15 protein-coding genes are annotated in these 17352 nt (G+C 66.2%); 2 read left to right on the top strand and 13 right to left on the bottom strand.

The genetic code is table 11. The features are described from left to right. Positions 1-220 precede the first annotated feature (220 nt). Complete coding sequence (locus WFQ05_RS19685; RefSeq protein WP_337055068.1) at positions 221-565, bottom strand: hypothetical protein; 345 nt, start codon at positions 563-565, stop codon at positions 221-223. A gap of 119 nt (positions 566-684) precedes the next feature. Between WFQ05_RS19685 and WFQ05_RS19680 the strand changes: the two genes are divergently transcribed. Further along, positions 685-1026 carry a hypothetical protein gene (locus tag WFQ05_RS19680; protein ID WP_337055066.1) on the top strand — a complete coding sequence of 114 codons (342 nt, stop codon included), beginning with the start codon at positions 685-687 and terminating at the stop codon, positions 1024-1026. Then, positions 1026-1760 carry an SOS response-associated peptidase gene (locus tag WFQ05_RS19675; RefSeq protein WP_337055064.1) on the top strand — a complete coding sequence of 245 codons (735 nt, stop codon included), beginning with the start codon at positions 1026-1028 and terminating at the stop codon, positions 1758-1760. The genes WFQ05_RS19680 and WFQ05_RS19675 overlap by 1 nt, the downstream gene beginning before the upstream one ends. A 205-nt stretch (positions 1761-1965) precedes the next feature. Here WFQ05_RS19675 and WFQ05_RS19670 read toward each other — a convergent pair whose 3' ends face one another. The 12 genes from WFQ05_RS19670 to WFQ05_RS19615 all read right to left on the bottom strand — a co-directional run bounded on the left by WFQ05_RS19670 (position 1966) and on the right by WFQ05_RS19615 (position 17328). Next, positions 1966-2199 carry a hypothetical protein gene (locus WFQ05_RS19670; protein ID WP_337055062.1) on the bottom strand — a complete coding sequence of 78 codons (234 nt, stop codon included), beginning with the start codon at positions 2197-2199 and terminating at the stop codon, positions 1966-1968. Beyond that, on the bottom strand, positions 2189-3364 hold the full coding sequence (locus tag WFQ05_RS19665; RefSeq protein WP_337055060.1) for a hypothetical protein: 1176 nt from the start codon (positions 3362-3364) through the stop codon (positions 2189-2191). The genes WFQ05_RS19670 and WFQ05_RS19665 overlap by 11 nt, the downstream gene beginning before the upstream one ends. Positions 3365-4002: 638 nt before the next feature. After that, positions 4003-5169 (bottom strand): hypothetical protein, encoded by a 1167-nt coding sequence (locus tag WFQ05_RS19660; RefSeq protein ID WP_337055058.1) that lies wholly within the window; start codon positions 5167-5169, stop codon positions 4003-4005. Further along, positions 5160-6158: a hypothetical protein gene (locus WFQ05_RS19655; protein WP_337055056.1), complete on the bottom strand. Its 999-nt coding sequence runs from the start codon at positions 6156-6158 to the stop codon at positions 5160-5162. Before WFQ05_RS19655 ends, WFQ05_RS19660 begins: the two co-directional genes overlap by 10 nt. Further along, complete coding sequence (locus WFQ05_RS19650; RefSeq protein WP_337055054.1) at positions 6155-9751, bottom strand: hypothetical protein; 3597 nt, start codon at positions 9749-9751, stop codon at positions 6155-6157. Before WFQ05_RS19650 ends, WFQ05_RS19655 begins: the two co-directional genes overlap by 4 nt. A gap of 3 nt (positions 9752-9754) precedes the next feature. Next, complete coding sequence (locus tag WFQ05_RS19645; protein WP_130534480.1) at positions 9755-10177, bottom strand: hypothetical protein; 423 nt, start codon at positions 10175-10177, stop codon at positions 9755-9757. Then, complete coding sequence (locus WFQ05_RS19640; protein ID WP_337055051.1) at positions 10174-13962, bottom strand: tape measure protein; 3789 nt, start codon at positions 13960-13962, stop codon at positions 10174-10176. Before WFQ05_RS19640 ends, WFQ05_RS19645 begins: the two co-directional genes overlap by 4 nt. Then, the gene (locus tag WFQ05_RS19635; protein ID WP_337055049.1) at positions 13962-14576 is read right to left on the bottom strand and encodes a hypothetical protein; all 615 of its coding nucleotides are present in this window, start codon (positions 14574-14576) and stop codon (positions 13962-13964) included. Before WFQ05_RS19635 ends, WFQ05_RS19640 begins: the two co-directional genes overlap by 1 nt. A gap of 77 nt (positions 14577-14653) precedes the next feature. After that, on the bottom strand, positions 14654-15451 hold the full coding sequence (locus WFQ05_RS19630) for a hypothetical protein (RefSeq protein WP_337055048.1): 798 nt from the start codon (positions 15449-15451) through the stop codon (positions 14654-14656). Between the two features lie 15 nt (positions 15452-15466). Continuing rightward, the gene (locus WFQ05_RS19625) at positions 15467-15946 is read right to left on the bottom strand and encodes a hypothetical protein (RefSeq protein ID WP_337055046.1); all 480 of its coding nucleotides are present in this window, start codon (positions 15944-15946) and stop codon (positions 15467-15469) included. Continuing rightward, positions 15939-16325 (bottom strand): hypothetical protein, encoded by a 387-nt coding sequence (locus WFQ05_RS19620; RefSeq protein WP_337055044.1) that lies wholly within the window; start codon positions 16323-16325, stop codon positions 15939-15941. The genes WFQ05_RS19625 and WFQ05_RS19620 overlap by 8 nt, the downstream gene beginning before the upstream one ends. Positions 16326-16329: 4 nt before the next feature. Continuing rightward, the gene (locus tag WFQ05_RS19615; RefSeq protein WP_337055042.1) at positions 16330-17328 is read right to left on the bottom strand and encodes a major capsid protein; all 999 of its coding nucleotides are present in this window, start codon (positions 17326-17328) and stop codon (positions 16330-16332) included. Positions 17329-17352 lie beyond the last annotated feature (24 nt).

Raw genomic sequence — 17352 nt, 5'->3', positions numbered from 1 at the left:
CTGCGATTGGTCGGGACGGCCGGATTTGAACCGACGACCCTCTGCCCCCCAGGCAGTGGCCTAATCTGGCTTATGTCATTGATTTTTAGCGAAATCCAGTCGATTTCGCCTCGCCCAAAATGGCCTAAGCGACACCTTATAGAACAATGACATACATGCCAATAGGGTGGAGCGGCGCACGTGCTCGCGCAGCCATCGCCGGTCGCTGACGGCTGCTCCATCACCCCCGTCGCGGCCTCCGGAGGGGCCGCTTCGGCACCGTGAAGTCGAGGGGTGGACGTTCAGCCAGCCGTGCCTCTTGGGCACGCAGGCCCTCCATGGCCTGGGCGTCAATGTCCGCCATCGCGCGTTCACCCCACTTCTTCATCCAGGCGAGGATGTAGCGGCGCGCGACCTCCTCGGAAGCGAAGCGCAACGTCGGTCTGAACCCAGTGCTGTACGACCGGGTGGTCACGGCGACGTGATCGGGGTGGACCTCGTAGTCGGCAAGCGGCGCATGGCGGTACCGCAACTGCGCGCGCTCCGCGGTCTTGATCCAGATCGGCTCTGCAGGCTCCAGTTCCATGGGCCGAGATTAACGGGGGCGTGTCGCAGATCGTTGAGACGCCGGCTTGATCTTCGGCCGGCCGTGGCAGTCACGCCGGCTTCGCATTCCGCCGGATGCCGCGATGATAGGGTCACGGGATGAGCCAGACGCGCCCCCGCGGCATGCCCATCCCGGTCGAGCGGGTCTTCCCGCTGGAAGTGGACCTGAACGCCCAGGTGAACCTAGCGATAGGCCGCGCCCGGTACGGCAAAGGGCTGCTCAGCCCGCAGGCGGTCAGGGAGTCCGCCTGGGAGCAGAACGATGGGAGCCTCCTGTACCTGGTCGAAGCCGACGGCGTCGCGCCCCAGGCCTTCACCTACCCTGCCGGCCAGTGGCGCCAGCTGACCGATGCAGAGCTGCACGCGCTTGACGTCGAGGCGGCCGAGAGCCAGGCGACCGAGGATTACCCCTACGACTGGCGTCCGGAGGACGAGCGCTGATGTGCGGCCGCTACGTGGTCAACTTCGACTGGGCCCAGATCGCGCTGGCGCTCGCAGATATGCCGCTGGCGCTTCCGGACGCTGACCCGACCCCGCAGTTCAACCTTGCCCCGACCCAGCGCGGCTGGGTGCTAGCAACCGACGGCGCCGAGGGCGCCAAGGCGGGTCAGATGGTCTGGGGCCTGGTGCCGCCCTGGTCCAAGGACGGCAAATCCGGCTTCAGCACGATCAATGCGCGCGCGGAGACGGCCGCGACGTCGAGGATCTTCCGCGGCCCCTTCGCCAAGCGCCGCTGTCTGGTGCCGGCGAGCGGGTACTACGAATGGCAGAAGCTGGACCCGAGCAACGACAAGTCGGAGAAGCGGCCGCACTTCATCTACCTGCCCGACCAGCCGGTGATGCTGTTCGCGGGCCTCTGGGAGCGCTGGGGCCAGGACGAGGACGCGAAGCTGACCTACACCATCGTCACCCAGGAGGCGGCCGGCCCAGCAGCAGCGCTGCACAACCGCAATCCGGTCGTGATCCCGCCCGCCCTGGCAGACGCCCTCCTTGACCAGCTCGAGGCTGATCTTCCTCAGATCATCGCGACTGAGGAGGCCGACTGCGTAATGGAGGCCTTCGCCGGGCGCGCCGAGCCCATTCGCGACGTGACCGCGCCCGCCGACATCGCACACCTAGATGGCCGGCTCAACGCGATGCTCGAGGCCAACGAGCTGTTGCCGCCGGACGAATGAAGCTGCCCTCCCGGCATAGCTAAGCGGCTTGCTTAAGGCCGCGCCAACTGGTCGTGCAGAGCGGCATCCGTTGCCGGTGCGAAGGCGTGCTGCCGGGAGGGCCTGGCCAGCATCGCCGGCGCGCGGCACCGCAGCGATCAGATTGCGCCGCTCCGGCGTGTAGGACGATTCCGAATGGCGCGGCGAGTGCGGCTGTCCGAGACCGCTAGACGGTGAGCTGGACGATAGGCAGGTTCGGCGCCGTTTCGACCACGCGCCCATCCTGGACCCAGACGTTGTAGGGAATCACGCCGCCCAGCTGCCCGCGCGACCTGATCTGCGCGCCCTCGGCCGTCGTCAGGCTGCTGGTGCCGTCGGAGTTGTGCGCCGTCACGGTGGCCAGCAAGCGCGGGCTGCCAGCCACCAGGTCGCCGAACTGGCTCCAGAGATCAGTTCGCATCGGTGTAATGCCTCTCGATCGTGAGCGTTTGCTCGACGACCACTGCCTTGTCGTCGCGGCGCGCGGAGATGCTGATTGCGGTGCACAGGCCCTGCCACGTTCCCTCAGCCTCACGCACTTCGACCAGGTCCAGGGGCAGGACGCGCCCGGTCTGGCCGGCCGGCGAGCCAGCCGGGAACAGCGGCAGCGTGTGGTCGATGCTGGCTTGCTCGCCGCGATCGCACAGGATGTTCCGCCCGCGCTCGCTCGCCGCGGCCGCGACATTGATCAGCTGATCGCTCGCCTGCGGCGCGAACAGGGTTCCGCCCTCGCCTGCGCGCCGGACCACGGCAGTGACACCCTTTCCCTGCAGCTCGCCGGTCACGACGACCGCGTCGTACTGCGGCACGCTACGGACTTGAAGACTGGTGGCAAGAACGATGTCGTCCTGCACGATCGCCGCCGGCACGGTGGTGGGCCAGGCCCAAGGACTCACCGGGTAGCCGGCGCTGATGCGCAGCTCCAGTTCGGCCGGGTCGGACTGGACCACGGCCCCGCTCGCCTCGGCCAGCCGCGTGAGCGCGTCAAGTGGCGCCAGGCCGTCGTAGTACCAGGCCCCGGCCGGCACCTGCCAGTCCACCGTGTCGTAGGTGACTTGGTAGCCGGTGTCCTGGACTTCCTGGGCCGCCAGCTGCGCCATGGACCAGGCCTGCGTCGTTGCCTTTGCCCGCGCCGGCGCATAGGGCGCCGCCAGCAGCGCGGTGCGGCTGCGCCCGGTGACCGAAACGCCGCCGCCGCCCCACTCGCGGTTCACGGCGTAGCTTTCGGCAAGGAAGGTCCAGAGGTAGCCGTTGATCGCCACCTCGAGCTGCCGCGGGCCCGCCGCAGTAGGCTTGAGCAGCGAGAGCTGCGACGGATCTGCGAGCGTCAGCTGCAGGGAGTAGCCCCACGATTGCTTGTCGCCGGCGATACTGATCGACTCGACTTCGATCGGTGTGCGATCGGGTAAGCGAACCACGTTGATAGTATTGAGCACGATATAGGTCTTCCGATGTGGCCGTGCGGCATAACAGGCGGTCACGCCAAGGTTGAGAGGGGCGACGCCGGCGATGCGAATCGGGGTGCACGCGAGAGAAAGCCCGACGACGTTGCCCGCAGGGAATGGATCCGCAGGAGGCTCGGGCACCGGTGGCTTCTCAGGAACTACGATCCACGGAACTGGTCGCGCTTTGCCCCAAGGAAAGCGCGCCTGCCACCGAGAATTAGGAAGAGCCCTCCATCTCGCCTCCCTCGCTTTCATCCAAACTGTCGGCGCCCCCATCCAGGCGGCGCGACCAGATCGCTGCGTCAGCTCTTCAGCCAGCCAAGGCGTGGCGATGGGGTGAGATGTCAGAGCAAGCGCCTGGCTCCAAAAATAACGCGCTGATCGCCTCCCGTTTGGCAGCGTCACGAAACCGCTGGACCAGGCAATCCCGAGAATGCGCATGCTGCCGGCCCAGGTCGCCGCCGCCTGATGCTCCAGCTTTGGCGCCAGATCCCATTTCAAGGTCTCCGATGCATCGAGCCTGACCGCGAAACCCCATGCCGATGATGCTCGCTGGGTTACTCGTCCAGCTTGTCGCCACGCGGTCCCCACGCGAGAGGAAAGTTCTGCGGTTTTCGACCAGGATGCTGAGATTGATGCCCGAACACCTCTGCTAATCGGCTCCGGATCCGGGTCACCACCTCCGCCACTGTCCCAATTGACTCCAAGATTGAGGCCGACCCATCGCGAGCCGGATGAAGGCAACGGCCCCAGGTTGAGTTGGATCGTGGCCCCTGCCATCAATCCGGCCAACCAAGGACGAACCCTGGCGTCGCGCCGAAGGCGACCTCCTGGGGGCGCAACAGGCGGACGATGCCGGCATAATAGAAATCGGTGACGAGGCGGTATGGTTCGCCCCCGAAATCACCGCTGAAGGTCGGATTCACGCCAGCTGCCGGATCTCCATCGCCGTACCACCATCCGTTGAATCCGATCCATACCTTCTGTGCGGCTAGGTCGATCTCGATCATGCCCTCGACGGTATCGGTCCCCGTCGGCGCCGGACCGATGTCGGTCGCGATCGCGTTGCGATACGCCAGCAGGCGCCCTCGCTCGATCCAGAGCGAATAGGAGGTGTTCGACCAGCTCAAGTCTTGCTCGCTCTCTCCTGCTAGGAGGCCCACTCCACCCGCGTTGCCGTTGCCATCACGGGCTGAAATCCGGAAGCGGATGGCGTAGCGGCCGGTGGCGTGTTGTCCCTGGCTATACACCTTGCGAGTCTTGTAGGAGGTTCCGTTGCTGGTGCTGGCGAGTACATACCCATCGCCGCTGATCGCCACGCCGGCCGGGACCGTAGTGGCGTCCCACGGAGGCGTGTCGGGCACCGACGCCACTGGATAGGTCTGTGAGACTGTCCTGCCAGCGCCGTCGAGCGCGGTGACATGCACAGCTGCGGCGGCGACCGCCGTGGCAACGCCAGAGATGCGGAGCACCGCGTCAGTGGCTGACGCCTGAAGACCTTCAGGAAGGCCCGAGACCGACCACACAACCGGGCCGAACGCACCGGAAGACACCAGTGTCCCCGCGTATGCCGCGCCGATTACTGCGGCGCTGGGCAGGAGTCCTCGCAGCTGCAGCGGTTGGCGCGGATCAGTCACCTCAGCAGGCTCGATCCAGTCCTGGCTTGCCATATTGGTCGTGCCACGGTCATCGAACCCAGCTACGACATAACGGCGGGTGCGATCCAAGCCGGCGATCCGCCACGTTCCATCTGCAGCGCTCAGGGTAGCGGCCACAACACTCAGGCTTGACCGGTCCAACACGACGATGCGACCACGGGAAGGCACGTTGAGTATCCGAAAACGGCCGTCCGGGCTCTCTGCATCAGCTGGGGCCTCGCCGGCGACGAAGCCGTCTCCGAGCCATTCCACGCTCCGCTGGGAAAGCAGACCAATGATCACACCCATTCTCCATCGACCAGAAACAGTACCTGCCCATTCGAGGGTGAGGACAGTCGCCCTGTCCTGAACGACTTGGCGACCAGGGTTGCCCCGGGAATGACTGTCAGCCCTCCGATCGTCTGCAGGTCCATCAGCGGATGATCGTGCTGAGGCACGTAGAGTCCAGGCATATGCCCCCGCGGGCCGATGCCGCCCAGATCGCACACCTGCCCGCGCGCCAACAGCATGCCGCCGTTTACTGGGTGTGGATACGGCACGCCGCTCCCGCCCCACGTTCCAGCATTCGATTGCTGCAGAGGGCAAGATCTGCCGTCGATCGCGACCGCACCGACGACGCGATCATGGCGCCGGCCGATGAATCCGGCCGGGAGAACGGCCGGATACGCAGCCGCGTACCCGTTTGCTGGGAACGTCATCAGGGCAGAGACATTGGCCGAGATGGATCCGTCGTACGTCTGCAAACCGCTATCCGACACAACGAAGCAATGCTGATCCGAGGGCATCTGTGAGTCGATATCACCAGCGAAGTACGGCACGGCCTGATCGATCGAGGAGCCATCGATGGCGACGAACAAGTAAAAGCACCGGTCGTTGCCGATCAGCCACCAGGCACGCGCGGCGGTTGACACTTCGGTGGATTTCGGCCACAGGCACCCATCTGTTCGGTCAGCTGCCAGTGGCGTCGGGCCGACGCCCGTGTCGAGGCCGCTCATCGTTTCGTAGGCCCGCAGGAAGGCGTGCCGCGCGTTGCCGATCACGCCGCTGTCGTCGACACGGAGCGAGTACCCCGAGCCAGCCACTGGTTCGTTGCGATAGACGCGCACGTTGCCACCCGTGAAACTACGAGTCCAGCCCAACGGCGCCTTGGCCGAAGAACCCGCGCCATACCCGCTCACCAGGCACGCGTCCAGCAGCGCGGCCAGTGAGCCGGGCTGGCCCGTCAGCGCCGGCGAACCCCCGTCCGTGCTCGAGTAGATGGTGGGCATCAGACTCACTGTGCGCCTCCTGCGATGTTCCCGATCACCTGAAAGCGAAATGAGTCGGTCATTTGTTCCGGAAGTCCTGGCAGCGTTGTGCGAACCATCCAGATTGGCGCCAATCCACCAATTGTGTTGAACCTAACCGCGTTGCCGACGGACCAACCGCCGCCCCAGCCCTCTCGACGAATTGTGAAGTAAGGCTCCCCTGTACGAGGATTGACTGGTACGCAGTCGGCAGTGGTACTTCCGTTCGCTATCGTGCCGACCGTCTCGCCGATCACCTCGAACTGTGTCGCGCTTGTGAAGCGAATCGCCCACCTCTCGGTGATTGCATCAGCATTTGTCACGAGTAAGGGGTAGTCGGTGTCGTTGTAGGTACCGGCCGCGGATGCTCCGTCTAGCTGATCGCTCCAACCATTTGCCCAGTTGCCTTGGTCAAAGAGGTTTTCGACGCGTGCCTGAAGATCCAGGCTCCCGTTGGCCTCGCCAAGGCGCAGCGCGGTGCTCACTAGAGCCTCCCCGGCCGGATAGTGATGCGTGAGCCCACTGTTGAGCTGGATCTCGCCCGTGATCTGCACACCGGCCACGAGACGGCGGTCCTCAACTCGCTCTCGGATCACCACCGGCAGCTGGTAAGCGGCCAGATTCAGAGGATCGCTAAAGGTCAATCTGCCGGCATCCAAGTCCTGGGTGTACCAGACACCGTCGATCGGTACCCCAGAGCTGTCGCGCACCTCAGACTGCGCGATGCCAGACCTCCCGAAGTCGATCACTTGCCCCGCAGTGGGGGTCGCTACGTCGTGCTGTGCAGTGTGATGGACCAAAACAGTCTGCCCAGGCTTGAAAGCCGGCACGCGTCCGTCGCTCGGCAAGCGGATGCTGTCCAGGCCGATCACGACAGACGACAGGGGGATCGAGCGGTAGACCACGGTCCCGAAGTAGATGGTGCTGGCGATGACAAAGTATGGCTTCCACACCTGGTTGCCGACGACGTTGTCGGCGCTGTACCAGGGCTCGTTCTCATTGCCCGCGGCAGCCACGTACCGACCGAAGCGTAGGTCCACTGCGCCGCTCTCCCAATCGACAGCGCCGCGCACGAAGTCGCCCGTCACATCGCCGTTGACGTCTGCGGTCGCGGTGGTCTGCTCGCCGTTTAGCGTCGTCGCCCGGAGAGTGAAAGCGCCGGCGCGCAGCGGAGCACCCGTTGTGCGGAAGGAGATATCGGAAATCCCAGGATCGAAAACGCGCGTCAGCAGCGCGCTGACGGTCACGCTGTTGGCGCCGCCGGGAGCCCATTGACTCACGGTGGCCAGTCCGCTCTCGTAATCCAGCGTGCCCGCGAAGGTGCCGGCGCCGGTGGCGGGATCGACGTCGTAATACAGCGAGCCGGACCGATCCACGTACGTGCGCCCCCGGAACACGAAGCGCACGCTGCCCGGCACGATGGTGTCGCTGATCGCCGGCGTCAGATCCAGCGTGACCGGCGGGAGGGTGAACTCCTCGCTCGCCGCTGTGGATGACGATCCACCCTGTTGCCACTGCGTCGATATCAGTGTCCCAGCCGAGAACCGCGCGACCACCGGGTTGCGCTGGGTGCGGACGTAGCGATACCTGCCGTTGAACGCCAACTCGTAGATGGGCACGGGAAAGCTGGGAATGCTGATGTCGCCGGCTTTGAGTGTCACCGCGCCGGACGCATAGTCCACGGTGCCAAGAGTTACGCTCAGGACCTGGCCGCCAGCGCTGAGCGCGACGATATTACCTGCCCCGTCGTCCTTGGCCACGACGCGCGCGGCTAACGAACCGGAGCCCAAGCCTTCGTCCGCGGGCACGATGCTAGTAAGCCATTCGAGATGCAGGCTCCCGGCGCCAACCGGAACGGTTGGGAGGCTGAAGGACACCACGCCGTTCCCGTCCGGCGCCGGCATCGTGCTTGTGGTCAACGCGGCCGCCCAGTTGTATTCGCACTGCAGTGTCGAGTTGGAGTCGGGCAACGTGACCGGTCTGATGGCGACCTCCCCCGTCGCGTACACCACGGTCCCGCGGGCGACGCCTCCGATTATCAGCGAGCCCGCGCCGTCGTCAGACGCCGTGACCAGGCTCCCGCCCGCCTGGAACGCGATCGAGAGCGTTCCGGGCTTGGGAGGATTAGACAGCAGAAAGCTCAACGAAGGCGCCTTGATGTCAGTGTCGCCGGCGCGAGCGGTGGCGATGACCCCGGTGCCGAAGTTGCACAGCAGCGGGCTGTCGAGATCCGGCAGCGCGCCCAGGGTGACCACGACAGAACCGGTGGTGTAGTTGACCGTGCCGGCGCCCTGCCCCGCGTTGCCAACGATCTGGCCCGTGCCGTTGTCGGTGAGCCGGATCCACTTGCCCAAGGCGCGATAGTCGATCGTCACAGTCCCTGGCGCTGGCAGCGGCCGCAGCTGCAGCACGTAGTTGTAGCCCTGATTGTTGGATGTGATGTCCGTCTTGACTGTATAGCCCTGGTCGCTGACAGGTCCGGCCGGGGTCGCAATGATGGAAATCGATTGCCCGGCGCCCGTGCTATGCGAGATCGTGACGCTGCCTGTCATGTAGTCAATCGAACCGCCCCAGGGGGACACAGCTGCGGACTGCAGGTTGCCGCTACCGTCGTCGGTGAGCTGCACTGAGCCGGCCGTCACCTTGACGCTACCGCGCACGACCGGGTTGCCGAGGAATCGGGTCTGCCCAATGCCCGGTGCGAAAGTGCCGTAGAAGTTGTCCGCTAGGCTGTCGGTGGGCCCCGCCTGGACGTAGCTGATCGTGCCCATGCCGGCTAGGACGTCCACGACCGGGGTTTCAGCCGTCGTCGCCGGCACGATCGGAACGTACGGCGAGCCAACTTGTACTGTCAGATCCCCGGGTTCAGCCGCCTGCGCCAGCGACTTGACGCTGTAGTAGCTGGCGGCGTCGACCGTGTTGGTGGTGTAGACGAGGGTCGCCGGCTTCTTGCCGGTAAGCCGGGCGGGCTCCTGTCCAAAGAAGTTGTGTAAAAGCGCCGTAACCAGCTCGATCACGAGAACATCGCGCTCGAAAGCACCCGCGTCGTCGTAGAAGGTCTCGGTCGTGCGTGACAGCAGCGACTTCACCCTGATGTACTGCTCTGCCCCGCCTTGGTCAGGCGAGGAGGATAGGGCAAGATTGTCGTTGACGTCCGGGGTCGGAGCGTCGGACTGCGCATAGACGCTGATCGTCTGCTGGCCCACGAAGTGGTCGCCCATCAGCACGAAGCGGCTCTCCACGCCCTTGGTGATGTAGCGCTCGACTACATCGCGCGCGTCGCTGCGCACGTCGCTGTAGCTGCCGGTCGCGAACATGCACATGTTCACGTGGCTATCGGTCGGCGGGTTGACGATGATGCCGATCGCGTCCTTCAGCACGTCCGTGGTCGGCGTGTCCACGTGGACAAACATCTTGCGCAGCGTGGTGCGGCCGGTCGTGCGCTCTTCGTCGCCGATGTCGGGGAACAGGTTGTTCATCTGGCCATCGACGATCTCGGTAGCGACCATCCGGCCGCCGCCGTCAGCGTTGTCGGTCAGGCGCTGCGATTGGCGCAGCTTGATGTCTAGTGCAGTGATCGTCATGGGTCAGGCCGTCATCAGGCGGAGGGTTACGGTGTAGAAGTCGTCATCGAGCTGTGGCCAGCGGCGCTGGATCTGCCTCGCCTCGATCGCGGCGCCATCGGTCCGGCGCCAGATCACGTCGAAGGAGCGGTCACCAGAGTTGTGCGCCGGCATGGTGAGCAACATCGGCGCCGAGCCGGGGACCTGCTCCAGCGCCTGCAGCGCGCGCACCTGCGCCAGCGTGAGCACGCCGTAGTAGCTCCCGCCAGCGTCCTGGCCAGATTCCAGGGTGATTGGTCGCCCGGATTGCAGCGCCGCCTCCTGGATGATCTGCGCGCCGGTCAGGCTGGTGCGCACGTTCTGCCCGACGCGCCAGGCGGTGAACTCGTCGGTCCAATCCAGATCGGCGGAGAGCGTGACGCCGCCGAGGGTGATCTCTTCGCTCATCGTGGCCTGATCCGGACGTTGCTGATTGCTTTGCTCTGCTGCAGCTTCCTGAGCACCCGCGGAGCGACCAGATCGGCGATCCGATCGGCCTGTTCGGCCTCAGCGGCGGTGACGCTTGCGGCGGTGGCGCGGCTGGGCGCTCGCCAGTCGATGACGAGCGTTTGCTCGCCGCCGGAAACCCCCGCGCTCGCGTCACCCTCGGCCTTAGCCAGCTCCTTGGCGGCCTCGATGCGTTTCAGGTCCGCCTGGTTCTGCGCCTCGGCATCCTGTCGCTTGCGCTGAATGCGAGCCTCCTCCGCGGCCTTGACCTGCTTTTCGGCCTGCAAGAGTTGCTCGATCTCGCTGTCGCCGACAAAGCTGAATTGCTGCTTCAGCTGCTCGCGTCGGCTTGCATCCTCGTCGTAGCTCGCCAGAAGCTGCTGCTGTTCGGCGATCAGCCCACGGACTTGTTCACGCTGGCGGGTCAGCTCGTTCGTGATGTCGGCGAACCACTGGACAACGGGGGAACCGGCGACCGCGTTCTTGCCAATCGTGTCGAACGCCTCCATCCACGCCTGACTCACCTCGCCTAGGCTGAAGGTGAGGGCCGACGCAGAAGCCCCTGCCTTCGCCATGGCGCCGGCTGCATTGATGTTCATCTCGGCGGCTTCGCCCGTAGAGGCTGCTGCCTGGCTGGCAGCAGCGGCCGTTTGGCCCAGCGCCTCCGTAGCTTCGTCAGCGCCCTGGCGGATGTCCTTGCCGGCGGCGCGCCCCTTGCGCCCCATGTCATCGAGGTTGTCGTTGACCTTGTAGATCGCATCCAGCACAGCCAGCTCGCTTTCCACGCGCGCCTTGGCAGTGCTGTCGCTGTCCGCGACGGCCGCCTTCGCAGTCCGGCTGTAGGCGTCCAGAGCGCGACGCACGTCGTCCACGCTGGCTTTGCCGCTGGCGGCGCCCTGGCGGATGGCCTCGAACGCGGCCTTCGACGCATCGCGGGCGGCATTCAGCGCCGCCTGCGACTGGATGCCCAGCGCGCTGAAGGCGTCGGCTAGCGGATCCATCGCGGCGGTGATGCCGCTGATGCGGGCGGCGAGCGCGGCGGCCGACCTTTCCGCCTGGTCGAAGCCGATCCTGCCCTGCTCGCCGGCGGACCGCAGCACATCGCCCAGTGCGCGCGCGTCATCCAGCGTCGAGACCTTGCCCAGGGCGGCATTGAACGCCGCCTCGACCTGCTGGCTGGTCGCGTTGGCGTTCTCGACGATCGCACCGAAAGCCGCGACGGCATCTCGCCCAGCAACTGTGAACCGCGTGCCCATGCGGTCCGCCGAGACGCCCAGCTTTTCCAGCGCTGCGTATAGCGTGCTGTCCAGGATGGCCGCCGCTTGCGCCGGCGCGGTGTTGAACGCGTCGAACGCCGCTGTGGCGGCCGCCTGGAACCGTGCGAGCTGGTCGCCGGTCAGCTGTTCGAGGGTCGCGAGCAGGCCGTCCCGGACGTTCTTGTTCGCGCCGGCGGACTGCGACGCGATGCTCGCCAGCGCCAGGCCGACATCACCGAGCTTGATGTCCTCAGCGAAGTTCAGCCCATCGAACAGCTTCTTGATCGACGCCGCGGCGCTCTTGGCGTCTGCGTCGATCCCTTGCAGCTGATCGATGATCTTCTGGGCAGCGGGGCTGATGCTGGTCTTCAGCGCGTCAGCGGCGCGCTTCACGCCCGCCGCGACGTCGTCGAACCCATCCCGGACTGCCTTGAGCCGCCCCGGGAGCTGGGCAAGCTGGGCGAGCTGCTCCTGGGTGGCCAGGCCGAGCTCTTTCTGCCGGAGGAGGTAGCCGTACTGCGCGGCCAGGTACTTGCGCAGGCCATCCAGGCGCTGACGGTAGGCCTCTACCTCTTCGGCCGACATCTTGGAGACCTGCTCGGCCGTAAGCACCAGCTGGTCGCGGTAAGTGGCGTACTGGGCGGCCTGCTCCGCGCGCGCCTGAGCCTCCCTGCGCATCTGCTCGCGCATGGCCTCCTGGACGCGCCCGAGCTCCTCGGCGGCCTCGCTGGTGGCGCCAAGCGCCTCGCCCAGCTTCTTGGCGCCGGCGATGGCCAGGTCCAGCCCGACCAGCAGCACAGCAATCCTGATATCGGTCGGGATTGCTTTCAGCACCGAGCCCATGCGCGACGCGCGGCCAGCGGCCTTGTCGAACGCGCCGGCCGACTCCAACGCGGCGCCGGCCAATGCCGTCCACCGCTGGCGCAACGCGTTCAGCTCGACAGCCCACTTCGCCAGCTTCAGCGCGGCATAGGCCCGGCCAATGGCCACCAGCGCGGTGGTGTGCTGGCTGAGGAAGATGGTCGTGGACTTGATCGCCTCGGCGATGGCCACGATCGCGTCGGAGACGCGCTTGGCGTAGCGCTGCAGGTCGCCGCTTGCAGCCATCGCGTCGATCGCGGCGCTGATCTCGCTCAGCTGGCGCTTGAAGTAGTCCAGCGCGCCTCTGCTGGCGATATCGCGCGCGAATCCCTGGACGCGATCGACGAAGGCTGTCCACAGCCTGGACAGCATGTTGATGCTGTCCGCCGCCGCGCCGCTGCTCGACTTGGCCATCTCGTCGAGCAGCTCGCGGATGACGTCCTTGCCGAGCTGGCCGGCCGAGGAGAGTCGCTGCAGCTCGGTGACGTTCTTGCCGGTGGCCTTGGCCAGCAAGTCCCAGACCGGGACGCCGCGCTCGACCAGCTGCATGATCTCCTCGCCCTGCAGCTTCTGCTTGGACCAGGCCTGGCCAACGGCCAGGATGATCCCGTCAAGGCTCTCCATCGAGCCGCCCAGCAGGGCGTTCTGGTCGATCAGCCCCTTGAGCGTGCCGTCCAGCGGCTCGAGGCCGAAGGTCTTCAGCTTGAGCGCGGATTGCAGCATCGCGTCGAACTGAGCGCCCGAGTCGCGCGCGAGCTGACGGATCTGGTCGAACGCCGCCTGGCCGTTGCCTGCGCCGTAGAGCCGGTCCAGACGCTTTCGCGCGATCTCGGCCGCGTCGCCCAGGCCGAGGATGTTCTTGGTTCCCTCGACAGCCGCGCGGAACGAGAACAGGCCGGCCACGCCCGCGAGCACGCCCCGCAGGCGCCCCATCGTGTTATCGACGATGCGACTGGAATCGACCAGCTTCCGGGTTTGCGCATCTGCAGCAGCGGCGCGCGCGCGGTACGCCTCCAGCGACTCGGCGGCGTCGCGGCTGGCCTTCGCCTGCTTGCGGAACTGCTCGTCCCCTTCCTCCAGCCGCTGCTTGAGCTGCGCGTGCGCGGTCGCCTCGTCCTTAACGGCCCTGGCCTGGCGCTCCACCGCTGCAGTCGCGTCGGCAACCTGCGCGCGCAGATCCTGCTGGAGGGTGCCAAGGTTGCGCGTGTCGACGCCGGCGGCGCTGAGCGCGCCCTCGATCTTCAGCAGGCCAGCCCATTGGCCGGCGAACGCCTTCTCGAGGCGCTCGACTTCGGCCTTGGCGTCGGCCTGGGCCTTCTGCAGCTCGCGGGAGGGTTTCTCGGTCGCGCCCAGAGCGAGCGTCAGCTGATAGGCGCGCTTCTGCGCCTCGTCGAGCTGCACCTCGGTCTGCCCGATCGACTCGCTGAGGGCATCGAACTCAGCCGCGGCACCCGCCTTCCGGTTGAGCTCGGCCAGGCCGTCGATCAGCTTGGTGGTCTGGGCCACGGTCTCGTCGGAGACGTCGCCAACCTCGGCAAGCGCCACGCGCAGCCTGTCCAGCCCTTCCTGACCTTGGGTCTCCAGGACCAGCCGCAGGACTTCCTCGAACACGTTGCTGCCGGTGGCCATCAGATCTTTCCTTTCCTGGCCAGCTGCAGCTGGCGGGCACGCTCGGTCGCGGCGAAGCGCACGATCTCGTCGCCGATGCGCACGACGTTCTGGCCGTCCAGGCCCTTGGTCATCTCGAGGGGGCTGGGGCCGCGCAGGCGCTGCAGGTGCGAGCGCGGGTGGCGACCGGATGGGCTGTTGCTGTCGTTGGAGAACTGGCGCGCCACGACCTCGCGACGGCCGCCGACGGTGGCGATGAACGCCGACTTGTAGACCTTGGACTTTCCGCGGAGGATCGACGCACGGGCGCCGGCGCTCTTCCGCCCGCTCCACCGTGCGTTGAACTCGACCAGGGGCACGCGCTTCGTGGCCGCGAACAGCTCCAGGCCTTCGCCGGCGCCGTCGCTGGTGGTTCGCACCTGGAACTTGCCCGACAGCTCGCGCACCGGGACGCTGTAGACCTCGCGAATCGCCCGCTTCACGATCGGCTCGACACGCCGGCGAACAGTCGCCAGCGCGCGCTTGTCGGCGGCCGCGATCTTCGCTTCGCTCACGCCGTCGAGGCGTGCTGCGATACGGTCCAACGCCGCGGCGTTCGCGCGCGCGCGCACAGAGCTGGCTCCGAACTCGGCCATCGATCATCCAAAAATTGGGGGAAGAGCCGGCGGCAGAACGCCGCCGGCAGGGGCTCCGGCAGAACGCCGGGCCTTGGTTACGCCGCCTGGCTGTACGCCTCGAAGGTGTAGGCGGCGGGGGCGCCGTCGGCGACCACGGCCTCGCCGGTGAGCACCGGGCTGATCGGCTCGGAGGACAGCCAGTCCACGTCGCCATCGACCGTCAGCTTCACCTCGTACACGGTAAATTCGCCGCGCTCCAAGCTGATGCGGTCCTGCATGTCGCCGGTGATGTAGAAGGTCTCGGTCGGCACGGCGCCGCCCAGGAACCGCGTGCTGGTCACGGCGGGGTGGGTGTAACTGACCGTGATCTCGTCCGCCGGGTCCAGATCACCGCCGGCCTTGGCCACGACCTGGCCGCGGCGCAGCAGATCCGGCGAGTCGACGTAGTCCACGCCAGCTTCCAGCGTGTCGGTGCCCTTCTTCACGACCAGCGCCGAGATGAAGCGGTGCGGCAGCTGCAGCGGTGCGCCGCTCGCCGGCATGGTGTAGGCGACGGATGCGACATTGCCCGACTGCACCGACGTGTCGGCCTGCTCGGCGAACATGATGCGCGCCAGCAGCGCGGTCGGGATTTCGAGCAGGGTCAGCGAGATCGACGCGGCGCCCGGCAGGACGTCCGAGTAGACCTTCTGGTTGTAGCGGGCGCCCAGGCGCTTCGAGACGACGCTGACCTCGTCGCCGGCCTCGTAGCTGAAGGACATCGCGTCCGCTTCCACAGGCTGGTTGCCATAGGGGTCGGCGGCTTCGGGAATGACCGGAGTGAGCGTGCCATCCGGCGCCTTGCGGAACATGCGGATGTCACCGGCGTACTGGCGGACCTTGGGGGCTGCCATGGTGTGGTTCTCCTGTTAAGAATTGGCGGGAGGCGTGATGTCGACCAGGCCGGCCCGCACCGTGACCTGAGCGATGACGTAAGAGACGCCGGTTTCCTGATCGGCCGTGCTGCCCAACGAGGCAGAGACGATCGAGAGGGTTGAGATGAACTGCGGCAGCTCGCGGCTCTTCACGATCAGGACCTTCATCAGGTCCGCGCGAGCGCGGTGTGTCTGCAGCTTCGGATTTTTGGTGCCCTGGCCGCGGGGGATGCTGTACTCGATCGTGACGTCCATGTCGGACTTCACGTGCACGCCGCTTCCGCCGGTGGCGGACGCATCTCCTGCCTCGATGATTGTGGCGGCGACAGTCGGATCGTCTGGCACCTCGGTGTCGTCGAGAATGATCACGCCCGCGCCGATCTGCGTGCGGAAGCCTGCGCCCTGGATGAGCTGAACGCGCTGCTTCAAGAACTCGAGCAGCTGCCAGCTTGCGGGCTCTTCCTGGTCAGCCATTGCCCGTCACCTGCGGCGCAAGCACAGCGGCCCACCTGCTCACCGAGAAGTCCTGACCCAGGCGCTTCTGCAGCTCATAGCGCTCACCCTCCACGACGTAGACCATCCCTTGCCTGGGCGTGGCATCTGCGAGGAAGAGCGAAATCTCGTAGTTGCTAGCGGAGCGCTGCTGCGCAGGGCCCACCGTCTGCGTGTCGACGTTGACGTAGCCGCGGCACGGCGCGCCGGGCTCATCCGGTGGGGCGTCCTTCGGCAGCAACACGCCGCGACTGACCATTCCCTCGGGCAACGCAACGAACACCTGCTCGTCGAGATGCCGCTGAAATTCTCGATTGGACATGCTGACCTCTGGCCCGGCCGGCCGGAGCCGGCCGGGCATGGGTTTACTTCTTGAGCCTGATTGCCGTGCGCGGCCGCAGATTCAGGTTGATGGGGTTCGACTGACTCTCGAGCTGCACGCCCTTGTTGAACTCCATCGGATGCGACTTCGAGTAGTACGGCAGACCTTCGCCAGTCACGGTCTCGATGTAGTCAGCGGGCGCGAAGCGCGTGATGTACTGATCCGGCACGCCGATGGGGAACGCCAGCGCCTCGTCGGACGCGATGTAGGGCTTGCCCGCGCCGAATCCGCCCGAGAGCTCCTCGAACATCACGCCTGCCATGCGGAAGTCAGTGCGGTTGTCGTCGCGCAGCGCCGCGCCCTCCTGCCACCGGTCATACGCCTTCTCGACCGAGGCGTGTCCCGTGAAACTGTCGAAGAAGTCGCTGCCGGTGAAGACGTGGATCCCGGTGTACGGCACGCCGCCGAGCTGATCCTCGATCGCGCGCTTGATACCCAACACCTTTGCCCGCATCTTCGCGCCAGCGACGTTGAGGCCCATCGAGATCTCGATCGGCTCCACCTTGAACTTCTCGTGGAGGTTCAGAATCACGGAACCATCCGAGTCCAGGATCAGCCCCTTGAGCGCACCCAGGCGGTGATACTCCATCGTGTAGTCGTTGTCGCGACGGTGCACCTGGAGCAGGTTGCTGATGACGCGCTCGGCGGTGCCCTGAGACGGGTCCAGATCCGGGGCGAAGGCCTTCTTGAGCGTGTCCGCCATGAGGTTGGACCGCTGCGGCAGATGGCAGGCCTTGAAGGTCTCGAACTCACCCGCCTTCAGCGTCTTGGGCTGGGCCGGCGCGCCACGCGGGACGTTCGGCACCAGCGTCAGGGTGTGCCCGTTGATGGCAACCGACAGCACGTCCGTGCCGAGCAGGCCTTCTTCCTGGAACAGACCCATCTGCGCAAGGCGGGTCGGCGTCGCCGGAAGGTTGTTGATCGTTGCGGTCACCTGGGGCGCACTCAGCACGCCGTTGTTGACCAGTTCCTGCAGATCCATTGTTCTGTCCTCTCTGGAATTAAA

It is taken from the genome of Pseudoxanthomonas sp. USHLN014 (assembly GCF_037153335.1).
In the GTDB taxonomy this organism is placed as follows: domain Bacteria; phylum Pseudomonadota; class Gammaproteobacteria; order Xanthomonadales; family Xanthomonadaceae; genus Pseudoxanthomonas_A; species Pseudoxanthomonas_A winnipegensis.
Note: the sequence above shows the minus strand (reverse complement) of the source record. Positions and strands in the feature narration are given on the sequence as shown.